At 49.5% G+C, this 24554-nt stretch carries 20 protein-coding genes; 3 read left to right on the top strand and 17 right to left on the bottom strand.

Features of this window, described 5'->3' with window-relative positions; all coding sequences use genetic code 11:
• The 7 genes from BO18_RS23455 to BO18_RS23425 form a co-directional block, all read right to left on the bottom strand.
• Complete coding sequence (locus tag BO18_RS23455; protein ID WP_034450047.1) at window positions 1-456, bottom strand: GNAT family N-acetyltransferase; 456 nt, start codon at window positions 454-456, stop codon at window positions 1-3.
• Window positions 453-1247, bottom strand: coding sequence for a class I SAM-dependent methyltransferase (locus BO18_RS23450; protein WP_034450046.1), 795 nt, complete (start codon window positions 1245-1247; stop codon window positions 453-455). The genes BO18_RS23455 and BO18_RS23450 overlap by 4 nt, the downstream gene beginning before the upstream one ends.
• 4 nt (window positions 1248-1251) lie before the next feature.
• A complete protein-coding gene (locus BO18_RS23445; RefSeq protein WP_034450045.1) occupies window positions 1252-2229 on the bottom strand; it encodes an alpha/beta hydrolase in 978 nt (325 codons plus the stop codon).
• A 132-nt stretch (window positions 2230-2361) separates the two neighbouring features.
• The gene (locus BO18_RS33430; protein WP_051689099.1) at window positions 2362-4494 is read right to left on the bottom strand and encodes an HD domain-containing phosphohydrolase; all 2133 of its coding nucleotides are present in this window, start codon (window positions 4492-4494) and stop codon (window positions 2362-2364) included.
• Window positions 4495-4616: 122 nt separating this feature from the next.
• Entirely contained in the window at window positions 4617-5156 is a 540-nt protein-coding gene (locus BO18_RS23435; RefSeq protein ID WP_034450044.1) for a putative ABC transporter permease, read from the bottom strand.
• A gap of 31 nt (window positions 5157-5187) precedes the next feature.
• Window positions 5188-5712: a putative ABC transporter permease gene (locus BO18_RS23430; RefSeq protein WP_034450043.1), complete on the bottom strand. Its 525-nt coding sequence runs from the start codon at window positions 5710-5712 to the stop codon at window positions 5188-5190.
• A gap of 33 nt (window positions 5713-5745) precedes the next feature.
• Window positions 5746-7284 carry a sodium-dependent transporter gene (locus BO18_RS23425; protein ID WP_051689098.1) on the bottom strand — a complete coding sequence of 513 codons (1539 nt, stop codon included), beginning with the start codon at window positions 7282-7284 and terminating at the stop codon, window positions 5746-5748.
• Between the two features lie 143 nt (window positions 7285-7427).
• Between BO18_RS23425 and BO18_RS23420 the strand changes: the two genes are divergently transcribed.
• Window positions 7428-8420 (top strand): hypothetical protein, encoded by a 993-nt coding sequence (locus BO18_RS23420; protein ID WP_034450042.1) that lies wholly within the window; start codon window positions 7428-7430, stop codon window positions 8418-8420.
• Between the two features lie 158 nt (window positions 8421-8578).
• Here BO18_RS23420 and BO18_RS23415 read toward each other — a convergent pair whose 3' ends face one another.
• From BO18_RS23415 to BO18_RS23405, 3 genes are read right to left on the bottom strand one after another with little or no spacing between them, the layout of a single operon-like run.
• Window positions 8579-8908, bottom strand: a complete 330-nt coding sequence (locus BO18_RS23415; protein WP_034450041.1) for a hypothetical protein — start codon at window positions 8906-8908, stop codon at window positions 8579-8581.
• 12 nt (window positions 8909-8920) lie between these two features.
• Window positions 8921-9466: a hypothetical protein gene (locus tag BO18_RS23410; RefSeq protein ID WP_051689097.1), complete on the bottom strand. Its 546-nt coding sequence runs from the start codon at window positions 9464-9466 to the stop codon at window positions 8921-8923.
• The gene (locus tag BO18_RS23405; RefSeq protein WP_051689096.1) at window positions 9463-10197 is read right to left on the bottom strand and encodes a DUF4417 domain-containing protein; all 735 of its coding nucleotides are present in this window, start codon (window positions 10195-10197) and stop codon (window positions 9463-9465) included. Before BO18_RS23405 ends, BO18_RS23410 begins: the two co-directional genes overlap by 4 nt.
• Before the next feature lie 219 nt (window positions 10198-10416).
• Here BO18_RS23405 and BO18_RS23400 point away from each other — a divergent pair, with 219 nt between their 5' ends.
• The gene (locus BO18_RS23400) at window positions 10417-11712 is read left to right on the top strand and encodes a hypothetical protein (RefSeq protein ID WP_034450040.1); all 1296 of its coding nucleotides are present in this window, start codon (window positions 10417-10419) and stop codon (window positions 11710-11712) included.
• 97 nt (window positions 11713-11809) lie between these two features.
• Here the strand turns inward: BO18_RS23400 and BO18_RS33425 are convergent, their stop codons facing one another.
• The 6 genes from BO18_RS33425 to BO18_RS23365 all read right to left on the bottom strand — a co-directional run bounded on the left by BO18_RS33425 (window position 11810) and on the right by BO18_RS23365 (window position 21956).
• Window positions 11810-14026, bottom strand: a complete 2217-nt coding sequence (locus BO18_RS33425) for a CAP domain-containing protein (protein ID WP_051689095.1) — start codon at window positions 14024-14026, stop codon at window positions 11810-11812.
• An 86-nt stretch (window positions 14027-14112) separates the two neighbouring features.
• Window positions 14113-17076, bottom strand: coding sequence for a CAP domain-containing protein (locus BO18_RS33420; protein WP_051689094.1), 2964 nt, complete (start codon window positions 17074-17076; stop codon window positions 14113-14115).
• A gap of 319 nt (window positions 17077-17395) precedes the next feature.
• Window positions 17396-19084, bottom strand: a complete 1689-nt coding sequence (locus tag BO18_RS23380) for a hypothetical protein (protein WP_034450039.1) — start codon at window positions 19082-19084, stop codon at window positions 17396-17398.
• A 115-nt stretch (window positions 19085-19199) separates the two neighbouring features.
• Entirely contained in the window at window positions 19200-20237 is a 1038-nt protein-coding gene (locus BO18_RS23375; RefSeq protein WP_034450038.1) for an ABC transporter permease, read from the bottom strand.
• Window positions 20234-21322, bottom strand: coding sequence for an ABC transporter permease (locus tag BO18_RS23370; protein ID WP_034450037.1), 1089 nt, complete (start codon window positions 21320-21322; stop codon window positions 20234-20236). Before BO18_RS23370 ends, BO18_RS23375 begins: the two co-directional genes overlap by 4 nt.
• Complete coding sequence (locus tag BO18_RS23365; protein ID WP_051689093.1) at window positions 21315-21956, bottom strand: ATP-binding cassette domain-containing protein; 642 nt, start codon at window positions 21954-21956, stop codon at window positions 21315-21317. The genes BO18_RS23370 and BO18_RS23365 overlap by 8 nt, the downstream gene beginning before the upstream one ends.
• Window positions 21957-22089: 133 nt before the next feature.
• Here BO18_RS23365 and BO18_RS23360 point away from each other — a divergent pair, with 133 nt between their 5' ends.
• Entirely contained in the window at window positions 22090-22689 is a 600-nt protein-coding gene (locus BO18_RS23360; RefSeq protein ID WP_034450036.1) for a cytidylate kinase-like family protein, read from the top strand.
• Between the two features lie 15 nt (window positions 22690-22704).
• On the opposite strand, the gene BO18_RS23355 is transcribed toward BO18_RS23360, so the two are convergent.
• Window positions 22705-24522 carry a bifunctional diguanylate cyclase/phosphodiesterase gene (locus BO18_RS23355; protein WP_034450035.1) on the bottom strand — a complete coding sequence of 606 codons (1818 nt, stop codon included), beginning with the start codon at window positions 24520-24522 and terminating at the stop codon, window positions 22705-22707.
• Window positions 24523-24554 lie beyond the last annotated feature (32 nt).

Here is a 24554-nt window from a genome sequence, read left to right as displayed (position 1 = left end):
TCAGTCTTTTGTCAGCACCATGCACTCTGAAGAAGTCTTAAAACCGAGGCTCTCGTAAAGCGGCCTTCCCATCGTGGTCGCGTCGAGGCTGATCTCAGTCGAACCCCTGTTCCACGCGTCTTCTATCAGCATTAAGACCATCTTTCTCGCGATGCCCTGACGGCGGTATTCATTTCTCGTGTAAACGTTCATGAGATGCGCGCGCTTTCCCGTCGGATGCGAGAAGGTAGGCATTATCCGCATGTAGCTCATCGAAGCGCAGCCGATTACTTCTGCGCCGTCTATGGCGATGACCGTGGTCTGGTCGCCGTTAAGAAAATAGTCGCGGCTCTCGTTAACTATCAGGTCTGGAAAAACATAGTCGTCCGTAAGGTTATTTACTACTTTGAGCATCTCCAGGCGGCTGCTCATTAGAAGTTCTATGTCATCTGCTGTTGCGATGCGGTATTCGATCATAAATCTTTCCTCTTTAAGATTGCCGTTGCGGCATAGTGCAGCACGTCGAATTCATCTGGTGCGTCTGCCAGGAGCGCCCTGTGCTCGGCGTCCCATTTCGCGAGTTCGTCAGGGGAGAGCGAAGCGCCGACGCCTCTGCATGCGAACATGCGTCCGTGCCAGGACTCTTTGGTGAAGTGTACGTTCACGTCGTATTCCTCGTGTTCTTCGAGCTCGAAATAGTCATACATGACATCCGGTATCCAGATGGGATGTCTGGTCTCTCCGCCGCCCGACCACTTGGGGTTGAACTTCCTTACGAGGTCCTCGCTCTTTCCGGCGAGCTCATCTTCGAAGGGGAGCCATGCCATGTAGAGTATCACGAGTTTTCCGTCCTTTTTGAGGATGCGCTGAAACTCGGGTGCGACTTTCGCGTGATCGAAATACCAGAAGCACTGGCATGCCGTTATGACGTCGAATGACTCTGACGGGAAGTCGAGTTTCTCCGCTGAAACAGCTTTGAAATCGATATTCATGCCGGATTTTTCCGCGAGCTTTTTTGCCTGTTCTATCTGCTCGGGAGAGATGTCCGTGCCGGTCCACTCTGCGCCGTACTTATACATGTTGCGCGGCAGAACGCCGGTGCCGGTTCCGAGATCCAGGACCTTCTGTCCTTTTATGCAGAGCCCTCTGTCGGCGATCTTTTTATAGAATATGTCAGGATAGATGTCTCTGTATTTTGCGTATTCTTCGGAGGTCTTTCCCCAGTCGAAAGCCTTTCCGTCGTCGATCCTCTTATCGGTTATATCCATCTTTTCATTCTCCCAAACTCTTTAAAAATCTGTCAGCCATCTCAGGCCATACGCACACATCCGGAAATCCGTGGAAATCCGGATCGTAAGGGAATGGTCCTAAGAATCCCAAAAGGCTTTCCGCACCTTCTTCCGGAGCTTCGATCAGGCCTTCCTTTATGGCCTTGACGAGCGCGAAGCTCTGCTCTGCGGTGTAGGGTTCTCCGTGCCTTCCCTGTGCCCAGTCGTCGTTGGGGACGGACAGTCCGTGGAAGCCGTGCGGGAATGTCTTGTGTTCGTATTTGACGCCCGCTTCTTTCAATGCGTCAGCGTAAAGGTAACTGTTCTTAACGGGCACGAGATTGTCCTCTTCGGTCTGCCAGACGAAGCAGGGAGGATTGTCCGCTCTGACGTGCTTTTCGAGCGAATAGCGGTCCAAAAGATACTTTGCCTCATCGTCTTCGCGGTCGTAGATGTCGGCGCCCAGAAGGAAGCGGAACGAATCCTTATGCGCATATTCGCCAGATGTGATGACGGGGTAAGAGAGGATCGCTGCGTCGGGACGGCAAGAGATGTCCTTATAATCAGGATCCGTATCTTCGATCTCACTCCAGTAATCGCACAGCGAGCCGCAGACGTGACCTGCCGCGGAGAACCCGCAGACATAGAGTTTTGAAGGATCGATCCGGTATTCTGAAGCGTTCTTTCTGACGAAGCGGACAGCCCTTGCGAGGTCTTTCATGGCCTGTTCCATAACGGGTTCGCGCATGAGCTGGTTGGTCGTGTATGTCATGACAAAACAGCTGTAGCCCAGCTCGTTGAATCTTTTTGCGACGAGTTCGCCCTCAGGCGGAACGACGACCGCATATCCGCCGCCCGGAAGCACCAGGATACAGGGATGGGTTTCTCCGTCGTCCAGGAGATAGGGCCTGAGGTTCGGCCTGAAATCAAATGCGAGGGGATAGGTGTATTCTCCGTCTTTCCAAAACTCTATCTTATTCATACGCGCGGGCTCCTATTATTTTTTCCACAAAGTATTTTACCCCACTTTGAGGATTCGTGCTCAGGCGCGTGAATGACGGTCCACCGTGTAATGTGCAGCGCAACTGACTTTTGCAGAATGAAAGTTTATGTATCAGTGGATCTCTGCGGTTACCGCGCGGATCTTGTCTTCCGCGTGTACGAATGCTTCGACTATCTTGGGATCGAAATGCTCGCCGGAACTTTCCTTTATTATTCCCATCGCCTTGTCGAAAGGCATGCCCGGCTTATAAACACGCTCTGCGACCAGCGCGTCGAAAACGTCGGCAACGGCCATTATCCTTGCGGACAGAGGGATCTCCTCGCCCTTGAGACCGTTGGGATAGCCCTTGCCGTTCCACTTCTCGTGGTGGTAGTGGGCCATGTTCTCGGCTTCTCCGAGATAGTCTTCCTTAAGTTCCTTGTTGTCGACGGTCTTCTTGACGGTCCTTATGATCTTCGCACCCTCGGCAGCGTGAGTCTTCATTATCTCGTATTCCTCGTCGTTGAACTTGCCGGGCTTATTGAGGATAGCGTCGGAGATCTTTATCTTGCCGATGTCGTGCATAGGTGCGGAAGCTACGACGTTCGCTTTGTATTCCTCATTGACCACATCGGGATAGATGCCGTCCTCGATCATCTGCTCGCAGATTATCTCGACATAGGCGGAGGTGTTCTTGATGTGCGTGCCGGTAGATTTGTCTCGGCTCTCGACCAGGTCTGCCATGACGCTGATCATGCCGCTCTGGAAGGTCGATATCGCTTCGTTTTTGCGCTGCGATTCGTTGATGTAATCGACGGTGTCGCGCGTCGTTTTCGCCATCGCGTCATAGAGCTGCTCGATCTCGTCACCCGTCTTGATCTCAAGATCCCTGATGCTGTCGAGTGTCTCCTTGCGCGCCTCGTCGTCCGTGTAGGCGAAGTCGCCCGCGAGCTTTGCGAGATTGTTGACCGGAGTGACGATGTAACGTTTCGCCAGATATACGCTCAGGGTGAGGATCGTGATGAAGAATCCCAAAAGGAGCGTCGTGGTCTTGAATGCGAACGTCCTCTCGGTGTCGACGATATTCGGCATCGAGGCGTCAACGCAGACATAGCATACGCACTTGCCGTTTTCGTCATAGAGCGGAACATATGTGGTGAGGAGCCAGCCGTAGGAGTCATCGGATATTATGGGTATATCGATCGGATTGCCGGCGAGGAGTTCGTCCTTATATTCCAGGAATGTCTCGTCGAACGGTATTATCTCTCCGTGCTCGCTGCCCGGGAGATCAGGCGTGTCGGCATCGAAAACGACATGGCAGCCGTCCTCTTCGATCTTATACACATAGAGGTACTGTATTCTGTCCGAGCTCGAAAGGAGCATGTTGATCGTCTTGTCGATCTTGTAATATCCTTCGGCGCCGGGACCTCTTGCTATGTATGAATCGACCCATGCCGGATCGATCAGCGTGGCTACATATTTCGCGACATCGGTGGCATATTCGTATTCCGACGCAATCATGGTGTCCGAGAACTGCCTGTAGCTTACATAGGTGACGACCGCGGCCGCGATGCCGAAGATCAGGGATACGCACAGCACTATCTTTGCACTCAAAGACAGTCCCTTCTTGGCAAGAGCCGCTACGATGTCCATCTTGTTCCTTATCGGCCTTAAATGCTTCGGATATATCTTGTAGATGATGAACGCTGCGGCGGTGCTGATGAGCTTGTCCGGCAGATCCATTACGAGTCCGGCGCACATCTGTGACCAGAATACGTTATGTATATAGTTGTCATTGAGTTGGGTTGCCAGTGCGGATGCAACTTCCTCGCCCATCGAGTCTCCGTAAAGCCCCCATGTTATGGCCGAACCCAAACCGCCGCCCACGAGAACGAAACAGATGATGGGGAATACCATCTTCCAGGTGAGCTTCCTGAGCATTCCTCTCTGTGAGAAAGTGGCTGCGGTTATGGCAATAAGGACGTTGATGACGCTGTAATAGATGTTCGGGTAATAGGATAAGCTGCTGATGAGGTTGGTGAAGAAACCGACGAGCACGGCGGGCATAAAGCCGCCCGTAAGCGCTACCGCTATGGTTCCTATGCTGTCGAGATAGAGGGGAAAGGAGAATTCCTTGGCGACAAGACTTCCGGCAATATTTATCAATATGCCTACGATGACAAGTACAAGTGCTTTTATGTCGTTATATGCATCATCTTCGGCATTAGGCTTTTTCCTGAGTGCCAAATTATCGCCATTCATCATAACGGTGCTCCTTTGTCTGTCCTTAAAACAGCCTGTTTAAGGCAACAAACGCAAAACCCTTTAATTTATTTATAGTATCAAAGGAGCAGGTTATCTTCCATTAACATTATGTAAAATTCTCTTTACACTCCGGCCGCTTTACATATCAGACTGACGATAATGTCGGCCGCAAAGAGCCCCGCGGGGATGAAACAGAGCGCGAGCCATGCCTTTCTGGGGAGCTTTTGCTCGATCTTTTCGAAAAGCGGCACCAGGACGAACCTCAGGAACACGCCTGAAACGCCGAAGAACAGGACAGATCTCGCGCATACGAATCCGCCGATGTTGCCCCAGTTCAGTATCTCCTCGTTGTAGTCCCAGAGCCTTATGCCGAAGACGGTAAGGACCACCCAGCCCGTCGCAAGCTCGAGCACACCGGACGCAACGGTCGCGAGCAGGAAGACCAGGAAGGGATTCTTTCTGACTTTGAATGTAAAGCCCAGTATCAGTAGTCCGCCGAAGCCGTAGATCGGGATCCACGGACCGAACGTCGTGCCGCGTTTTACCCATTCGCCCAGGTCGAAACGGTAGAATATCTCTTCATATATGAAGCCGAAGACGCCGCCGAATGCGAAGATGAGCATCAGCAGCGGGAATCTCTTTTTCAGGTATTCTTTGTTCATGGTTTCTCCTAAAGGCGTCTTTGTCAGGAGCCTATTTTAACGTAAGGCTGAGGATTATGTCGAGCGCGAAGATCGCGAAAGGCACGATTGCCACGACATTAAACACCTTGGGGTGCTTTGCCTGAAGTTTTTCGAGAGGAGGGAGGACGCCGTACATCAGAAGGAGTCCGAAGAGCCCCCATGTAATTACCGACCTTACGCATATATAGCCGTTCAGGTTGCCCCAGTTGAGGATGACTATCGAGTAGTCCCAGAGTCTCATGTGGAAGAAGTGATCGAGAACGTAGCCCGTGGCGAGTTCCAGAAGCCCGCATGAGACAGTACTTACGAGGAACACCAGCCACGGTTTTTTGCGGAATCTGTTTGTCAGGAAAAAGATGAAGAGCGACCCGAAGCCGTATATCGGGATCCAGGGGCCGTATGTCGTGCCGCGCTTGGCGAAAACCCCGTCGTTTATGTAGACGCAGATCTCCTCATAAAAGAACCCTATTATGCCCGCGATGGTGAATATCAGGAGGAGCAGGGGGATCAGCTTCTTTAATGAGGGCCTGTTCAAGTCGGTGTCTCCTTATGCAATGTCAGCACTGTATCAGTTTTCCTTCAGCTCATCCCAGGTTCTGTTGTCTTCTTCAAAACCCTTACCGGACTTGGCTTTGACGATGCCTTTGATGATGAAGCCCGAGCAGAGGATCAGGGTAGCCGTTCCCCAGCCGAAGATTATGTTCGAGACGAGCGTATAGCCGTCTCCGGCGCCATAGATGCCGCCGCCCTTGATGAGGTTAATGAGGTTCCATATGAAGAGTCCCGTGAGGATGATCGGCGAGATGAACTTGATGGAAGGCAGGAACCACCATGAAGGCATCTTGAGCTTGTTGGTGTTGCGGTTCAGTTCGTCGAGGATCTTATAGGTTTTGAAGAACCAGCCTGCGACGATCATTTCGAGAACGCCCGTGATGAGGAGCGTGTAGCTGTTGATGTAATAATCGACGATGTCGAGAACAGCAAGGCCGGCGCCTGTTACGTATATGAGGCTGATGACGCCTTCGACGATGCAGATCGTGAGCGTCGTCTTTTTCTTGTTGAGCTTGAATTTATCGGAAAGTGCGGTCGAGATGCCTTCGATGATGGAGAAGAGCGAGTCGATAGCGAGAGTGATCAGGCAGAAGTAGAAGATGAACGCGAAGATCATGTTGAATACGCCGTTGTCGGAGATCTTGACGATCGCCTGAGGGTAGATGATGAATGCGGTCGCGATGCCTGAAGCGGAGATGTTGTCGAGCATGCCGACGCCTGCCATCGTCGTGAACATAACGATGCCGGCGAGGATGCTGATGAACATGTCGGAGAAAGCGATGATTATCGTGTCGACGACTATGTTGGATTCCTTGTCGAGGAATGAGCCGTAAGCGAACATGATCGCCATCGATGTCGAAAGGGAATAGAAGACCTGACCGATCGAGTCTACCCAGAGATTGGAGTTGCCGAGAGCTGTCCAGTCGGGGATGAAGAGCTTTGCGATGCCGCTCATGGCACCGGGCATCATCATGCCGCGGACTGCCATTATGAGAAGGCAGATGACGGGGAGGGATACGGTGAACTTAACGACCTTGCCGACCGTTGTTGTGCCGTTGCGGATGCAGATGTAGCAGAGCGCCCAGGAAAGGACGAGGCATCCCAATACTGGCCATGAGATGGTAGTAAACCCTGAAGTCGTGCCTGTTGTCTTGATGGTGTCAGCCCAGAGCGAACTTGCGGCTTCCGTGTTGCCCGTCATGCCGGCGAACTTGAAGCTTATGATGAACATCAGGATGACCCAGGCGAAAACTGCGGCGTAGTAGATCGAGATGCCGATACCGTTTGAAACGGCGAGCCAGCCGACGCTTTCCCACTTCTTGTTCATCGCACGGATTGAACCCGGCGCGCCCTGTCTGGTGTACCTTGCCACGGCGATCTCCATCATGAGAAGCGGAATGCCGATTACGAGCATTGCAATAAGATAGACAAAGAGAAATGCACCGCCGCCGTACTTGGCTGCAAGTCCCGGAAATCTCCAGGCGTTGCCCAAGCCTACGGCAGAACCGATCGCTGCCAGGATAAATGCCGATCTTGACGACCATTTTTCGCGCATATAACGAACACCCCCCTCGCGAAATACCATTTCACCGAACAATAATATCACGCAAACTGCGGTTTTTGTTATACCCGCCAAATAGTCAAAGGAATATGAGGTGTGTTAAAATCACTCTATTCCCAAAAGGAGGGTGAAGTATTATGAAAAAGATTAAGGCAATGGCATGTGTACTTACAGCTACTATGCTGGCAGGTATCTTCGCAGGCTGCGCCAAGACTACAAAGATATCTACAGATGCATTCATCAAGGCTTGCGAGAAGCTGAAGTTTGAAGAGTACGATATCGAGGGAAGAGCTCCTGATATCGAAGATCTCGAGGATGGTATCTATACTTATGCTGACGAGGAAAACATCGAGGACGCACCCGAGCAGATGGAGACACTGCTCCGCAACGTCGGTCTTTCCGAAGTAATCGATGCAGATGACGTCGTTTCTTTCGCTCTTGCTGCACAGTGCAAAGGCATTGAGGACGCTCAGGACTTCTTCGAAAATTTCGAGGACCTGGATGATCTCGAGGACATCGCAGATCTTAAGCTCGACGGTGCATTCGCATGCGTCATGCAGCTTTCCGAAGACAGTTATGCTGCGGACGTAATGGAGTTCATCGAAGACACGCTCGACGATACGGCTGACATCAGCACAAAGGACATGACTGCAAAGGAATTCTTCTCATCAAAGAAAGAGGGATTCATCAGATTCCACATCGATATCGCAAAGCTCGGCAAGATGGCTCTTGATAACGACGACATCATGGATGTCGTAGACATGGTATATGACCAGGATGATTTCGAGGATATCGTAAATTCTCTCAAGGGCGACATCTCCATCTCCGTTGAAGTCAACGGTTCCAACATCTTCATCATCGGCGGTCTCTCGCTTAACGAGAAGGGCACTGTCCTCAACACATTCGTTAAGTCTTTCAAGGCTGCAACAAACCCGACAGGCGTTCCCATGAACGATAAGATCGTTGAAGATCTGGTCGATCTCGGCGCTGCTGCTGCAACCACCTTCTCCGGCGAATTAGGCGGCGGTTACGATGATTGGGATGATTACGATGACTGGGACGATTACGACGATTGGGATGACTACGACGACGAGGATGACTACGACGACGAGGATGACGATGTAGGCTGATCCTCCGGTCTGAATAATAATCGGTAAATTACAGGGGCGGTTCAATGATGAGCCGCCCCTGATTTATTTGCTTGCTTTAATAATCTCGAAAATTGTGTCTTGAAAACAATCTATAAAGTTAAGCGTGTCCGATTGCTATGACTTTACAGTAAAGAGGATTATTCCTCGTCTTCATCAATCTCAGAATCTATTTCATCATACATATCATTTAGATTTTTAATCATCTCGATATCACACTCTTCGTCATCGAGTTCATATAAAGTTGGAGTTATTCCAAGTTTTGTTAATCCCTCATAGCATTTTATTATTTTTTTTACACCACTATCGTCTGTATAGTCATAAGACAGAACGTATTCATCATTATTGATGCGGCTGCTGATATCGGATATGGATAATGACGGTTCGATCTTTCTTATTACAGCAACACACTTTGCTATCGGGGTTCCTTTTGGGATTTTGATTCCTACTGTATCACCTGTTTCACACATATTTTTTTCTCCTTATGTTTTTCTTTTTCTTTTAAATGGCACTCCTGGTAGGCTGTTTTTAAAGTTTCCGCCATGCCAATCGTATAGATGCTCTTCAAATGTCACAGGAAATATTACAGATCCTTGGTTGGCTAGATGAGGATATTTTGAAACGCTGTAGGTATGATGTCCTTGATACTTCTTCCCATTTACTCTTGGTATTCTATTATTAAGAATATCTTGACGTTGAGCTGCTGTCCAATTGCGTGTTGTCGGTTCTCCTTTTTTAATACGACGACGTTCTTCTTTCCAAAACTCCCTGACCCCTTTACTACGTCTTTTTGCCAATCTGATTTTAGAATAATATTTCTTCAGTTCATCCTTAGTTGCCGTGCGATTATCGATTTTTTTCTTAATCGCCTTCACGCTTAATGAGCTCTTATATTTGACAGGATGCTCTCTTAAGTCTAACCCTTGGACTCTACCTTTAATTATATCACCTTCGGATTCCAGGTGTTCACCAGGGAACATGCGTTCCCCGGTTGTGCCATGAAAATGGTTACTTATTGATTTACTCATTTGCTGCCCTCCTTCATAAAAGCGAGATTTGTTTTGCTTGGGAAGGCAATGATTTTTATTCCCAGTTCTCGAATCTTGTCGAAAATATCGTAATTGTCTGAACCGTATATAATAATTGTGTGTGGCTTTAGCACTTCAATTGCTTTGTAGAGTCCATCTATGAAATACTTGCGGTTACTGATCTTTTTAATGCCACTTGCAATGACACCAATTGCTATTATTCCATTTATAGGAATGCCATCAAAACAGTATTCCCAGGTTTCAGATGTGCCCCAACGTACATTTGGTATGACTCTTATGCAATTCTTCTGAAGAATATAGTCAAATGCCCTCATCCTATAGATGTTCCAGCGCTTTAAAGAATCAGGAAAATCGGCATAGGTTGAGAAGTCCGGACTGATTACACCAGAATAATGGTGGGCTATATCTATGAACTTTTCCGGATAAAACCAAATACCACTGCGATTTCCATCAAATTTCTGATCGTCTATGTAAGTATGAATATATTTATCTACATGGTAATTCGGATCTTCTCTGAAAAGCTTTTTGTGCAAACTTAATGCATCGTCGTATCCGGTTACCCCAATAGGGATAGTTCCATTACATATATGACAGATTGGCATATCATTGCCTTCTGTGTAAGTAGCACCATCTAGAAGTCGAGCATTCCAAATGTCTTTGCTGCCCGATCTTGGCTTGTTATAATTACAATTAGGTTCATTGCTAAGCATAAGTTTTCCTCCTTTCTTAGCAAAAGTGATTAATAATCCGATAAATAATCACAGGCTAAAGGTTTCATCACCCTCTTCGGATTTCAGTGGCCCACTGACGAGTGGTGATGCCGTAAGATTACGAAAAATCAATTGGTCAAGCCATGACTGAACCTTGACCAGAACTTGACTGGGACTTGACCGAGAAGTCAAAAATGGTGAATTATGAGCAGATTGTGTTTGGGAACTTTCTTAAAATCCGTAAAGTTATGTGCTGTAAAAAGAGGTTTTGTTCAGAAAATAATCTTTCAGGATTTGTTTTCTTCTATAGATTATGACTATGCACCGGATGAATCACTGATTGGACATTTAGTACGCGGCGCAAAAAATCCCTCTCCGGCATTCATCGAAAAAATAAATAATATGGATTCTCAAAAATATTTTGAAATAGCGGGCTGCATGGATATAGTTGCGGACAAAATTGATCCAAATAAAGTGAAGTTATTAGAAAAACTATTAAAGAGAATATTAGATGAAGATGATTCAATAGCTCAGGATACTATCGTTGACCTTATAAATGGAACTGCAAAACAAGATTTTCCTGGGAAATATGAAACGCTGTCTTCATTGTTGGCAGGTGTATTTCTCTATGTAATCAAGAATACTGATAACAAGAATCAAACGGACAGTGTTAAAGAAATAGACGACAACTTCATTGCAGAGATTATATCGGAAACAATAGTTGTTAATACTTCTTCTACTGAAAAGAATGATACAAACGATTTTTGCGAGAACGAAGAATTACAAGCTAGAAGATTCATGATCAGATACGAGAATAAGAAAGAGCTTATTCCCTTATGCCAGATAGCATATGTTTATAATCCGACTCATAACTACGAGCGCACCATGTATACAGAATACAATTTGTTTTCTGAGAATGTACGAGAATATATTCTTAATCGATGTGATGCTTCGATTTCGATTAACATCAATGAACTACATTGGGAAGAAGGTTTATCCTTGTTATGTGATGACCTGGAGAAATATGAACTATCTTCACATCAGTATATTTATTTGTTTCGACAGTACTTTCCGAAGTTTCAATACTATTCTTCTTTAAAAATATCGAATTATGAAATATACACATTTAAACGGATAATTACTTCTAAGAAAGCTGCTGTTCATTTAGGACTCGCTCTTTGCAGTCTGGATGCTTATATTGACGATTATTTATGGCTAAAAGAAAACAATCAAGAATGTAATTATCCTAAACCTATGGATTGCCTTTTTGTCAGCAAAAGTTTCAGCAATTGTCCTGAAGAAGATGTTATATTCTGGCTATGCCGTTTTGTTATAGATGCTTGTAACAATTTGAGCAGTCGTATTATTGGAAAACCAACTCATGTGGATTGTTTTGACGAAAATGCCGAAACAATCGAGGACTTGTCTTTAAGCGCGTTACTTGCGCTTTATAGACATTATGCAATTCATCAAAATAATTATGATGAATTACATATAATATGCGATGAAGAATAACAAAGAAGTGAATTGATTAGCCGAATTATCAAAAAAATTGAAAGGGGTATTTAAACCTGAATTCAAATACCCCTAGATAATTTATTTGGCAGCTTTCTTACGGGTTCGTGCACACGCCCTCGGAATCGAAGTTGTAAGTCTTGCCGCCGATCACAAGGCTCGTGGACTGTGCCATGATGCCGTTCGTTCCCAGGTAATACCATTTGCCGTTAAGGCCCAGCCAGCGTGTCTTCATGGCGCCATCGGCATCGAAATAGTACCAGTCGCCGTCTATCTTCTTCCAGCCGGTCTGCATCTGGCCGTCGCTGTTGAACCAGTACCATTTTCCGTTAACGCTCTTCCAGCCGGTTACCATCTCGCCGGAGTCTTTGAAGTAATACCACTTTCCGCCGACCTGTTTCCAGCCTGTAGCCATGTCGCCGTCCTTGTTGAAGTAATACCAGATGCCGCCGGAGAGCTTCCAGCCGGTGATCATGACGCCCTCGTCGTTGAAGTAGTACCACTTTCCGCCGATCTGTTTCCAGACCTTTGCCATGACGCCGTCGGTATTGAACCAGTACCATTTTCCGCCGATATCCTGCCAGCCTGTCTGCATTACGCCGCTGGCATTGAGATAGTAGGTGGATCCCTTAATGGTGACAAAGCCTGTATACATACGGCCGGTGTTGTCGTAAAGGTACCACTTGCCGCCGCTGCTCTTCCATGTGTAGACGGGTTCGACGATGGAGAAGTTTACAGTCTTTGTTCCCTTGTAGTTGCCCTTGCCGGTGATGGTGATGACGGCTTTGCCGATCTCCGTGTTGTTGGAATAGGAGACGGTGTAATCCGTTCCCGAAGTCATCGTTTTCGTACCGTCCTTGACAGTGACGGAAGGCTTGATCTCGGAACCCGTATAAGTCTGATCGTTTATGGAAGAAACAGTGACATCGCTGACGGGCTTGGGAGTGATCTTGAAGGTCTTTGTGACGGAGCCCTCGAACTTGCCGGTGCCGGCGATGGTGACGGACGCAGTTCCCGCAGCTGTGTTATTTGAATAAGTCACGGTGTAGTGAGTACCCTTGGTAAGAGCCGAGCCGTTCTGCTTTACGGTAACGTCGGGCTTTATCTGGCTGCCCGTATAGACCGTGTCGGATATGGAAGCGACCGTGCAGTCTGCAATGTCGGCCTTTACTATCGAGAACTGGATGTATTTCGAGCCGGAGTAACTTCCCATGCCGGTAACCTGGACATAACCGTTCTCGGTTATCAGGGTGTTGTTCATGTAGCTTGTTATGGTGTAGTCCGTACCTTCCTTGAGAGTGGTCGAACCGTACTTGATGGTGGGCTTGGGCGTGACGCCGTTTATGTCATATGTGCAGGTGGGCACGGAGCAGGTGATAGCTTCGTTCGAGAGGTATATCTTCGGGACAGAGACGCTCAGGCTGAATGTATAGGATTTGCCGTCGTATGTTGCGGTGGCGGTGAGCGTGCAGCTTCCGGCGCCGACAGCCTTTACGGAGGTGTTGTTTACCACCTTGAGAACGGAGGTGTTGCTCGATGTCCAGGTGACTCCCGTGATGTCTTTGGAAGGAACCTTGAGACCTTTTGTGCCCCAGGTCTTGGCAGTCTTATATCCGCCGACTATTTCGGGCAGAGTCTGTGTGTCACCGAGTTTAACCTGTGAGAAGGAGGATGAAGGCGAGATGGAGAATGTGGCGGTCGACGTATCTATCGTTACCGAACCGGTCTTTGTTCCTTTCAGCGCCGTGGTCTTTGCCGCGCCGCTGTTGGTATAACCGAATTCGCCGACCCAGAAATCTTTTCCGTCCAATACCACGTGTGCGAAGCCTACTGCCTTGTAATTGTAGCCCTCAGCTCCGAGCATTATCCTTCTGTGGCCCTGGCCGCTGTAATCCTTGTCTTCCTCCTGCCATGCCTCGAAAGCTTTGTCGGCAGTCGTGCGTCCCGCGACAAGGATTTCGCCGTACGATCTGGTGCCGATGTAGTAGCAGGTCCAGCAGTCCGTGTTGTCGGGCCTTGCGTGAGCGAAGCTTACCGCGATCTCATAAGCGCGCTGCAAAGCGACCTGCTCGAGGTTATAGTCGTAGGACAGCGCGTCGAGTTTGCCGCATGAGACCTTTGTGCCGGATGAATTGTAGTACCAGGTCTCGCCGCTCTGTCTCCATTCGTTGAGCATTGGGAAAATGTTCCTGGCAACTTCGTTGTCGACGCTGTAAGTCATTGAAAAAGTCTTGGTCGTTGCCGCGGAGACGCTGCCTGCGAAAAGGAAAACCACCAGTAAAGTAACGAGAGAATAGCGAAGCTTACGCAACATAAAGAACACCTCCAAATTTATCAGAAGTCTATAATCAGATTATTACGCCTTGCGGTCTGTTTATCCAACAAACAATATGTAAACCTTTATGGGTTCAGACATATTCCTTCGGTATCGAATTCATAAGTCTTTCCGCCTATCACGAGGCTCGTTGAATGAACCATGATGCCGTTCGTGCCGAGGTAGTACCACTTGCCGCCCGTGTAGAGCCAGCGTGTCTTCATGGCACCCGAGGACTCGAAATAGTACCATTCGCCGTCGATCTTCTTCCAGCCGGTAACCATGTCGCCGTCTTTGTTGAAGTAGTACCATACGCCGCCGATGCTCTTCCAGCCTGATACCATGCTGCCGTCGGTGTTGAAGTAATACCATTTATTCTTGATCGACTTCCAGCCCGCGACCATACTGCCGTCAGTGTTGAAGTAGTACCATTTGCCGTTGACCGACTTCCAGCCTGTGACCATGGCGCCGTCGTTGAAGTAATACCACTTGCCGTCTATCTCGTTCCAGCCCGTCATCATGGTGCCGGAGGCGGTGAAGCAGTACCACTTTCCGCCGATGCCCTTCCATCCCGTTGCCATGCTGCCGTCGGTATTGAAGTAATACCAGGAGCTGTCGATCTTCTGCCAGCCGGTTACCATTGCACCGGTACTGTCCATGTAGTATGTCTTGCCGTCCATCTTGGCAAAACCTGTCTTCTTGACTCCGTTGGAATACAAGAGATACCACTTTCCGTTTTCGCTCTTCCAGGTGAGTACGGGAAGGATCTCGAACGTCACGGTTGTGCAGTCGGAGTAGTTGCCCTTGCCGTTTATGGTGATCTTTGCATTGGTGGTCACATATGTATTGTTTGTGTGGACGAGAGTATAATCAACATCCTTTACCAGGGTCTTTGTCCCGTCCTTTATCGTGACATCCGGTGTGATCGGAGATCCCGTATATTTCTGATCCGGAACGGGTTCGATCGTAAGGCCGAGGATGCTCTTTGACTTTATAGTGAATGTATCCGATTTGGAGCCCTCGAGATTGCCGTTGATGCCTTTTACGGTAACCGTGCAGATGCCGGCGTTAATGTTGTCCGAATAAGATACTGAATAATCCGTGCCCTCTATATAAGTATGGTCGCCGTAAGTGACGGAGAGAGCCGGCTTGATCGCAGATCCGGTGTATTCGACTATGTCTTTTGCGAGAACGAACTTTGCTTCGGACATCTTTACGGTGCCGTAATCGAATTTCACGATGTTGAAATTTACCGTGAGCGTGCCCGTATAGTACGGTCCCTTACCCGTGATGGTGGCGGTGGCCGTGCCGGGATTTACGTTGTTCTTATAGCTTACCGTGTAATCCTGTCCCTCTGTCAGGAGCGTTTGGGAATATCTTACTTCGAGCTTCGGAGTAACGGCTGATCCGGTGTAATCCGCGTTGGCCACGGAGCAGACGGCATCAGCAATGTTTCTTGCCGATATCTTGAAGTTAATTGTCTTTGTGCCATTGTAGTTGCCTTTGCCTTTGACCGTTATCGAAGCGGTACCGGGCTCGGTGTTGTTCGAATAAGTGACGGTATAATCCGTGTCTTTGGCGAGAGTTTTCGTGCCGTTCTTAACGGTGACGGAAGGGGTGATTGCAGAGCCGGTATAAACATGATCACTTACGCTCGAGAATGTCAGGTTTGCGACAGACTGAGGCTTGATCTTGAAGTTCATGACCTTCTCGCCGAAGTAGGAACCGGTTCCCTTGACAGTAACGGTCGCGGTGCCGGCATTCGTATTGTTTGCATAGGTTATGGTATAGTCGGTGCCTGATCTTAAGTCGGTTCCGTTCTGTTTCACGGTTACGGCGGGTTTGATCGCGCTGCCCGTATACGAGGTGTCGGCAACTGATGAGACCGTCACGTCATTGATGTCGACCGGCTTAATCTTGAAATGGATATTCAGGAATCCCGTGAAGCGGTTATTTCCCACTATCTGGACATAAGCATTGTCATTTGCTTTATTGTTTCCGGAATAAGCCCTGATCGTGTAATCGGTTCCTTCGACGAGCGTGGTCCCCTTATACTTGACGGTCGGCTTCGGTGTCACGCCGTTTATGTCGAAATAAACGTCCGGAACGGAAGCCGTTATGTCAGCCGAACTCTCGATATTGACCGAAGCGCCGCGTGAATTGATCGAGCATGTGTAGGTCTGGCCTTCAAAGACACCTGTGGCTGTGAGAGTGCAGCTGCCGGCGCCCACTGCCGTTACCGTTTTGTTATTGTTTATCCGCAGTATGGACGGATCGCTCGAAGTCCAGGTAACGTTTGTGATCGATGTGGGAGGGATATAGAATCCGTTGCCGTAGGTATCGTCGCAATAGTAAAAGCCGGCGACGAACGGGAGGTCGACGGTGTCTTCGTAATCGACTTTGCTGAGCGTTCCGGAGAAGAAATAAAACTCCATGGCCGAAGTGTCTATTGCCACGGTTCCGTACTGCTCGCCCGTGACTGCCGCTGTGGCCTGCGCGCCGCTGTTCGTCATGCCGAATTCCTGTACCCAGAAATCGTAGCCGTTTACTTTAACATGCGCGATGCCGATTGCCCTGAAGGTTACGTCAGCGCCCAGCATGTTCCTTCTGTGACCCTGGAAGTTGTAGTTGCAGTTTTCTTCCTTCCACTGATCGAAAGCATCGGCAGCGGTCTTTGATCCCATGGCGATATTCTCGCCCCATGATCTTGTCCCGTTGTATTTGCAGGTGAAGCAGTCTGTGCCGTCAGGTCTGTCGTGACTGAAGCATAAAGCGATCTCATACGCTCTCTGAAGAGCTATCTGCTCCAGGTTGTAGTCGTATGTCAGGGCAGAGAGGACGCCGCACTGGACCTTTTGACCCTGAATGTTGTAGTACCACGCGTCACCGCCTGTCCTCCAGTCGTTGATCATGGAGAGCATGGACCTGGCCGATTCCTGGTCAACGTCATAGAGCATGCTGTATGACTTGACGGTGCCTGCAGAGACACTGCCTGCGAAAATGAAAACGACCAGCAGGGCAATAAAGGAAAAACGCAGTTTGCGGAGCATGGAAATACCTCCCGGAGATCTTATGTCTTATAGTTTTTATTATGGAACGCTTTTGTGATTTGTCTACGCTTCGAGGTAAAAAAAATGAATCAGAAATGTTTTCGAAAACCTCGGCTAAAAACACGGTTACAGCCGGGTTTTTAACCGTGCTTTTGCCGGATTTTCCGAAAAACCCGGCTAAAAATACGGCGCACGCCCGGTTTTCAGCCCGGTTTTTGAGTCAATGGTTCTAATTGTCAATCAACAGGGGCTGCCTCATTTTATTCAGTGAGACAGCCCCATCATTTCAGTCAGTTAATGGGACAAGTTCCGGCAGATATCATTTCTCTATCCAGTAGCCTGATGCGTCGAAAGCATAATCCGTGCCATCGATCTTTCTGGTCTCGTTCTTTGCGTACCAGCCTTTGTTATCGCCGTACCACCAGCCCCTGGAGTCGTGTCTCCAGCTTGCCTTTTCCTTGTAGGTCCACTTGCCGCTCGCGTCGAGCCTGTAGCCGCCGATGTATTCATTTGAAGCCATTGCGCCGCTCGGCTTGAAATAGTAGTAGAAGCCGCCGATCTCTTTCCAGCCGGTCACCATCGCGCCGGACTTTTCGAAATAGTACCAGACCTTGCCGATCTCTTTCCATCCAGTTGCCATGTCGCCGCCGGCGTTGAAGTAATACCACTTGCCGCCTATGGACTTCCATCCTGTTACCATATCGCCGGAGGTTGTGAAGTAATACCATCTCTTGCCGATCTCTTTCCATCCGGTGACCATGGAGCCGTTATTGACGAAGTAATACCATTTGCCTTCGATCTGTTTCCAGCCGGTGACCATTGCGCCTGTTTCGGGATCAAAATAGTACCAGACTCCTTCGACCTTATACCAACCGGTTACTACTCTGTCGTCCACGAAGTAGTACCATTCACCGTCGTACTCCTCCCAGCCGGTGAAGTATTCTTCGACGGGACCTGCGATCCTGAAAGGATAGATGTCAGGATCTGCCTTCCAGTCATTCTGGCCGGTGTACTCATCGATCTTTTCCTCATCGGCTGCGTAGTCGAGGTGGCTCTTCTGGACATCGGTAAGCTCAGCCAGGGCTTCTGCAGCTGAAGGATCGAAGCCGAAATATCCGCCCTCGATGTCGATGTGACCATACATGCCTTCGTTGTTGCACATCGTGTCTTCGTCCATGGTGATCCTCATCATGCGGATCGTTGCTTCTTCTGTAATGGAAATATACGATTCACCGCATTCATTATTCGACCCGTAGAAATCGAACATCGCTTCGACTATCTGTGTATCTCCCGTGATGCTGACCATGGGAGCGCCCATGTTGTTCAGGACACCGATACAGTCGATCTTGCCGCCGGTTATTACCGCTCCTCCTCCGTCTATGCAGAGTGTCATGATCTCACCGCCGGTTACGGACAGAATGCCGTCGAACAGCTGCGCATATTGGACTTCGCCGCCGGATATGCAGATGATGCCGTCACTGATCATAAAACAGGGTATGAACGCACCTTCGTTGACATTAACTAAGCCGTCATCGCAGATAAAGTAATCTATTTTTCCGCCGGTAACGTTAACGAGCAGATCGCTTGAGCATATATACAGAAACGGCTCGACATGGCCCTTGATCTCCACGATGCCTGAAGAACCTTCCGAAGTATCGGCGAACATGTCGATGCCGTAATCATCGCCTAAGATCTCCGCATCTTCTGCTACCGTAAATGTGTATCCGTTAACGAAAATATTTAGGTCTTCGGTCAGTGTCAGCTCACCTTTCACTTCAGTGTCTTCCAGGAGTCTGACGCCGGCGTAAGCACCTGCATCGTTTGCGGCTGCCACGGCATCCTCAAATGTCTCGTAACTGCCTAACTTGGTCTGCTGGTCGGGAGACCATACTTCCGCCGCGTATCCGTCAGCAAATGAAGTCATGGCAAGTCCGGGCAGGATGCCGGCTGTGAGTGCGGCTGATAATATGCCGCTTGTTATCTTGTATCCGGTCTTCTTTTCTGTCATGAAGTTCACCTCCTCACAAAGAATGGGTTTTGTTTCTAATAAGAGCATTATAAGAAACCCTTCTTTGCGAGTGGTTACATAACTTTGAATATTCATTAAAGATATTTTATTGTCCTCAGAACATCGACGGAGGGAACAGCGTCGACAAGGTGCGGAGAGCCGTACCGAAGTTGGTGAGGTCCATCAGGATGCCTGAGAACAGGAAAGACAGTATCAGATAGACCGGCAGCACGGCGGAGAATATCTTCGAACGCGCGGTGCGGATGGGGAGGACTGTCATTACGGTACCCAGGGCGAAAGCGATGAAGGTGACCAGAAGCGTGTAGATGATAACGTGCAGAGGGTCGAATTCCGTCCTTGAGATAAGGAAGCAGAAGACCGATACGATCAGCGCGGGGAACGTGAATACCGCAACCTGGATGAGGCCCAGGTAGATACGCTCGGCGAGCCTGAACCTCAGATAGATGCGGTTGTCCTGGTCGTTCAGGAATGCAAGCGCACCGAGGAGAGCTGCGGTGAAGATGAAGAAGCCCGCGAATTTATAGAGCGGGATCGGGACCTTTTCCGAACGCGTGATGGCGTTGTAAACCGTGCCCTCGACGCTCTCGAGCGCGAAAAGTGTCTGGTCGTCTATGTACTTGCCGAAAAGCCTTTCGAGCTCGGGGTCTTGAAGGTCGACTTCATAGCCGTATCCTGCAAGCGTGTCGACGATTATCTGTTTGCAGCTGTACGAATAGAAGTGTCCGAAAACCTCTTCTCTCGAGAGGAACGGGAAGCTCGAAGCCGGTGTCTTGACCTGCTTGACGTCGTATTTTCTTCCGCTTTCGGTGAGATGTTCGGTGAAGTGTTTGGGGAAGATGTAGGCGGTGTTTGCCTTGCCTGAAGCCAGGTCTTTGTAGAGCTCCTCCTCGTCATCGACTTCATAGAAGTGGAAGATAGAATTCATTTCGCACAGTTCGCTGACAATGTCTTCTGTCTCTTCGGAGTTGTCTTCGTTAAGGACGGCGACGGGGATGTAGACCGAAGTCTCTTTCTCGGGCACGAAGATCACGAGCAGCGCCATCAGGAGTATTACTCCGCTCATGACGTACATCGCCGGGTTTATGAAGCTCCTTTTCGAGAGGACCGATAATCTGTTTAAGAATAACTTCATAAGAACATCGACCTCATAAAGAACTGGATGAGATAGTAGAGCGGGTTGAATAACGCGGCGTTCTGGAAGAAACGCGGCATGTAGTCCAGAGGGATCAGGCCGCCGGCAAGATACATCAGGCTCGTGCCTGCGCCGAAGGTGATATAGGATACGGCGGTCGGGCTCTTAACGATATAGCAAAGGCCCGTGCCGGCGAGCGCAACGATGATTATTACCGGAAGGACCGTCACGAGCGAGAAGATCTTCATGGAATCAAAGATGAAGGATGCGCAGACGAATATCAGGATGTAGAGAAGGTACATCATGAAGGCGGCGCACAGGGATTCGAGAAGGAATATCTTCCATGTGCCGATGCCGGAGAGCTTTGCCCTCGCTCTGAAGATGCTGCTGTTGCCCTTGTAGAAGAATGATATGACGAAGACCGACATCATTATTATGTACAGCGTGTAAGATGCGGTGAGGCGCTCCCTTACGGCGTATTTCGCGACCAGATCGTCGACGTTTACCCCGTGGAACAGCGTCTTTCTGTCCATGACATAGTTAAACAGGTTATTGGAAGTCGTGCGTTCCACGTCGTAGGCTTCGGAAGGATCCATGCCGAGTTCCTCCGCCAGGTCGCCCGCGGTGAGGATGGTGCACTGCGTGGTGCCCAGAAGGTCGCTCATGGCATAGAGAAGATCGTTTACGATATGCTCTTCGAAGGTGTCGGCATCCCTGTAGATGACCTGCACCTGTTTGGAATCGGGGGTTCCCATCGTCTCGATGAATCCGTCCGGAACGATTATGCCGGCTATCGCGTCGCCGCTCTCGACCTTGCGGACGACGTCTTTTTTGTGCTTGACCTGATCGATGTCTATCGTGTGCTTGACGCTGTCCATCTGCTGGACGAGGCCGATCCCCAGACGGCTGTAAGCCTCTTCGTCAGGAACGTAGCATGCGACGGATACTATGCTGTCCGTGTTGTCCTCGAAAAGAAACTCCGACGCGTACATCACGAGCGCGAGCAGCGCAAGGCCGAGTGCCAGGAAATAGCACATTACGAAAGGAAGAAAAAGCAATACTCTCTTGCAGTACGCTTTAATCATTAAGCGCCTCCGCAGGAGATGTTCCCTCAGGGAGCAGCGTGCAGACTCCTTTTTTGAGAAGATATATCTTTGAGCAGTGTCTGAAGACATCCTCGCTGTGGCTTGCGATGAAGATCGTTCCGCCTCTGCTCCTGAATGAATCCATGAAGTTGATGATGTCGTTCTTTGCAGGGATGTCGAGTGCGGCCAGGGGCTCGTCCATCAGAAGGATGTCGGGCTTTGCCAGAAGGACAGAAGCTATTGCCAGACGCTTTTTCATGCCGCCCGACATGCGCTTAACTTTGAGGTCAATGAAGTCCGACACCTTGAGGATCGAGAGCTCGGTCTCGGTCAGTTCCTTTAAGATATCCGCCTTGCTCAGGGGAGTCCACATCTTGAGATTGTCCATGGCCGTAAGCTCGTCTATCAGGGCGTTCTCCTGGGTGACGAAGCCGGCTTTGCCGTTGACCTTTATCACGCCCGTTGCGGGTTTTCGGAGGCCCGCGATGGCGGACAGGAGCGTCGATTTGCCTGAGCCGTTGAGGCCTAAGAGACCTACGGTCTCGCCTTTGCCGGCGCTTATTGAAACATCGGTAAGTACCGTCTTTTTATATCTGAGCGAAATGTTTTCGATGGTAACGATCGGGTCGGACATGGTTTTCGGGCTCCTTTTACAATAGGGTGATTATAGCATAGAAGTACTATCGTTATATTAAATACAGATATCCCGTCAGGCCGTGTCTGTGGTATTCTTTTCTTAAGTTAATCCGCGAACGGAGGTGTTTTCTATGCCCGCTAAGACAACAAAGATAATTACCATCGGAAGGTCGTTCGGAGCAGGAGGCATGGAAGTCGGAAAGATAATTGCCGACAAGCTTGAGATCCCATACTACGATATGGGCATCCTGAAGGAGACCGCCGAGAAGAGCGGACTTGCAGAGAAATATCTGGAGTCTATAGACGAGAAAGAGATCAACGATGCAGCTCTTTATCTCTCCGTGGGTTTCATGACCCCCGCATACACATCAGTAAGACAGATCGCCGCAAATGCGCAGAGGGAAGTAATAGAGCAGATCGCGTCTGAGGGACCGTGTGTCATTGTCGGACGCCGTGCCGACGAGATACTGAAAGATAAGTATAAACTCCTGAGGGTATTCATCTCCGCAGAACCCGAAGACAGGATAAAGAGGATAATGGCGCGTGACGGCATGGATGAAAAGGCGGCACGCAAGAAGATGATTAGGGCAGACAAGGAAAGAGCAGCTTACTATAACCAGTTTGGCGGTGAGGGCTGGGGACTCGCGTCCAATTACGATATCTGCCTGAATACGAGCTTCATGAGCTTTGAGAAAGCGGCTCAGATAGTAATAGATCTGGCGAAAAACTGATCAGCTAAACCCCAATCAAAGACCGGCATTCTTTACGAAAGACTCGAGATCGTCTGCTGCGATCGCGGGTCCCATGAACAGGCCCTGGAATCTGTCGCAGCCGCTGCCGACCAGGATGTCGAACTGGTCTTCCTGACCGACGCCCGTGGCAGTTACCGTGATGTCGATGTCATGCATCAGCGAGATCGCAGAACGCGTAAGGATCCTGACCGTGGCGTCTGTTGCGAGGCTCGAAGTGAAGTGGCCGTCGAGCTTTAAGATCGAGACGGGGAGGAGAGGGATCGCGTTGAAGGACGAGTAGCCTCTTCCGAAATTATCCAGTGCCATCTTGACGCCTGTCGTCGCGAGTTCCTCAATGGTCATCCTGATATCGGCAAGGCTCGTGATAAGGCTCTCTTCCTGGAGATCCAGGATGAGGTTCTCGACATTGCAGTCGGTGCCCGAGACGATGTTGGAGAACGACTGTATGAAGTCGGGTTCCCTGAGCTGTAAGCTCGAGATGTTGATGTTCATGGTGAGCGAGGGATCGATCTTATTTATCTTTGCGAGCGCATCGAGGGAATTCTCCATCGAATAACCGCCGATCCTGCGCATGTATCCGGCATTCTCTGCGGCTGCGAGGAATACCTGCGGCGGGATGATGCCGCCGTCTCTCTCAAATCTTAGGAAAGCCTCAAATCCCGTAAGCTCGTGACTTGCCGTGAAACAGGGCTGATATACCATGTGTAGGCTGCCGTCGGCGATCGCGCGCTCGAAGAAAGCAACGATCTCATCTTTTGTTTTGTTCTTAAAGAGTTCTCCGCCTTCGTCGGAAGAAGTGTTCTGCTCTTCGGTGATCCCTGCGGAAGCTTTGCTCATGCGCTCTTCGGCCATGGCGATCAGTTCGCCTGCGTGACGGGAATCCGAAGGGTAGTGGGCGGTGCCGTAATTGATGCTCGCGTTCATGGAGTCAATGCCGGCAGCGAAAGCTCTTGATGCTTCTTTCGCGAGCTTGTCGGCATACTTGGCTTCAGCTTCGGGTGTCAGTGCTCTTCTGAAGAGGATGACGAAGTCGGCATCATCGATCCTTGCGACTATGTCGGTCGGATCTGCCGCTTCACGGAGACGGTGAGCCATATTCTGGATGAAGAGATCCATCGACTTGTGCCCGATGGCTCTTGTTATGTTGTCGAAATGATCGAGCGCGAGATATACGACCGTGAACGGACGGCATGCCGAATCGGGAGTCTCGCTCTCCTGCATGTTCGCGATGTCTTCTCTGATGAGCTTGTCGGCGCGCTCGGTGATCATGTCACGGCCGGGGAGCGTCGTAAGTGCATCTATCGAAGTGCGGCCAAGTGCCTCGCTCAGGTTCTGATGGCTTCCCATTACCTCGTGGTTTACGATGAGGCTCGTACGGGAGAACATCTCGTCTTCAAGTTCTTTCCTTATCGCCTTGCCGCGCTCATTGCGCTTTGCTGACTCGATGCCCTGGATCTTGGCTGCCACCTTTATGATGTAGTACTGCAGGAGCATGTCGATCAGCATTATCACGAATGTCATGGCCAGAAGGATCGGAGCCGATTCGGCCTTCATGACGATGTATTCGTAAGTGTAGATCATGAACTGGACGAAGTTTAATGCGAACGAGATGTAGAATCCGAACTTGCCTTCGAAGACGTTCATTACGAAAGACAGCAATAGAAGGGAGACGCCGAAGAAGATCCTTGCCTGCGTTACTCCCGAGAATATCTGGGCCGCGAGCAGGAATATGAAGAATATTACGCTCGCGAAAACGACGGCGACATAAGCCGCGTCGTTCTTAATGAATAGTCTGCTGTCATTTTTTCTCATATGCCCTATTATCCTATTTTTCTGATGTGTAT

The organism is Butyrivibrio sp. AE2032 (assembly GCF_000702965.1).
This window is presented reverse-complemented; position numbering and strand designations above follow the sequence as displayed.

Coding starts and splice junctions, on each gene's coding strand:
- BO18_RS23405 (WP_051689096.1), bottom strand. CDS start 10,197: ATGCTTAGCAATGAACCTAATTGTAATTATAACAAGCCAAGATCGGGC.
- BO18_RS23435 (WP_034450044.1), bottom strand. CDS start 5,156: ATGAACAAAGAATACCTGAAAAAGAGATTCCCGCTGCTGATGCTCATC.
- BO18_RS23370 (WP_034450037.1), bottom strand. CDS start 21,322: ATGATTAAAGCGTACTGCAAGAGAGTATTGCTTTTTCTTCCTTTCGTA.
- BO18_RS23360 (WP_034450036.1), top strand. CDS start 22,090: ATGCCCGCTAAGACAACAAAGATAATTACCATCGGAAGGTCGTTCGGA.
- BO18_RS23450 (WP_034450046.1), bottom strand. CDS start 1,247: ATGGATATAACCGATAAGAGGATCGACGACGGAAAGGCTTTCGACTGG.
- BO18_RS33425 (WP_051689095.1), bottom strand. CDS start 14,026: ATGTTGCGTAAGCTTCGCTATTCTCTCGTTACTTTACTGGTGGTTTTC.
- BO18_RS23380 (WP_034450039.1), bottom strand. CDS start 19,084: ATGACAGAAAAGAAGACCGGATACAAGATAACAAGCGGCATATTATCA.
- BO18_RS23355 (WP_034450035.1), bottom strand. CDS start 24,522: ATGAGAAAAAATGACAGCAGACTATTCATTAAGAACGACGCGGCTTAT.
- BO18_RS23365 (WP_051689093.1), bottom strand. CDS start 21,956: ATGTCCGACCCGATCGTTACCATCGAAAACATTTCGCTCAGATATAAA.
- BO18_RS33420 (WP_051689094.1), bottom strand. CDS start 17,076: ATGCTCCGCAAACTGCGTTTTTCCTTTATTGCCCTGCTGGTCGTTTTC.
- BO18_RS23425 (WP_051689098.1), bottom strand. CDS start 7,284: ATGCGCGAAAAATGGTCGTCAAGATCGGCATTTATCCTGGCAGCGATC.
- BO18_RS23420 (WP_034450042.1), top strand. CDS start 7,428: ATGAAAAAGATTAAGGCAATGGCATGTGTACTTACAGCTACTATGCTG.
- BO18_RS33430 (WP_051689099.1), bottom strand. CDS start 4,494: ATGATGAATGGCGATAATTTGGCACTCAGGAAAAAGCCTAATGCCGAA.
- BO18_RS23375 (WP_034450038.1), bottom strand. CDS start 20,237: ATGAAGTTATTCTTAAACAGATTATCGGTCCTCTCGAAAAGGAGCTTC.
- BO18_RS23410 (WP_051689097.1), bottom strand. CDS start 9,466: ATGAGTAAATCAATAAGTAACCATTTTCATGGCACAACCGGGGAACGC.
- BO18_RS23455 (WP_034450047.1), bottom strand. CDS start 456: ATGATCGAATACCGCATCGCAACAGCAGATGACATAGAACTTCTAATG.
- BO18_RS23415 (WP_034450041.1), bottom strand. CDS start 8,908: ATGTGTGAAACAGGTGATACAGTAGGAATCAAAATCCCAAAAGGAACC.
- BO18_RS23445 (WP_034450045.1), bottom strand. CDS start 2,229: ATGAATAAGATAGAGTTTTGGAAAGACGGAGAATACACCTATCCCCTC.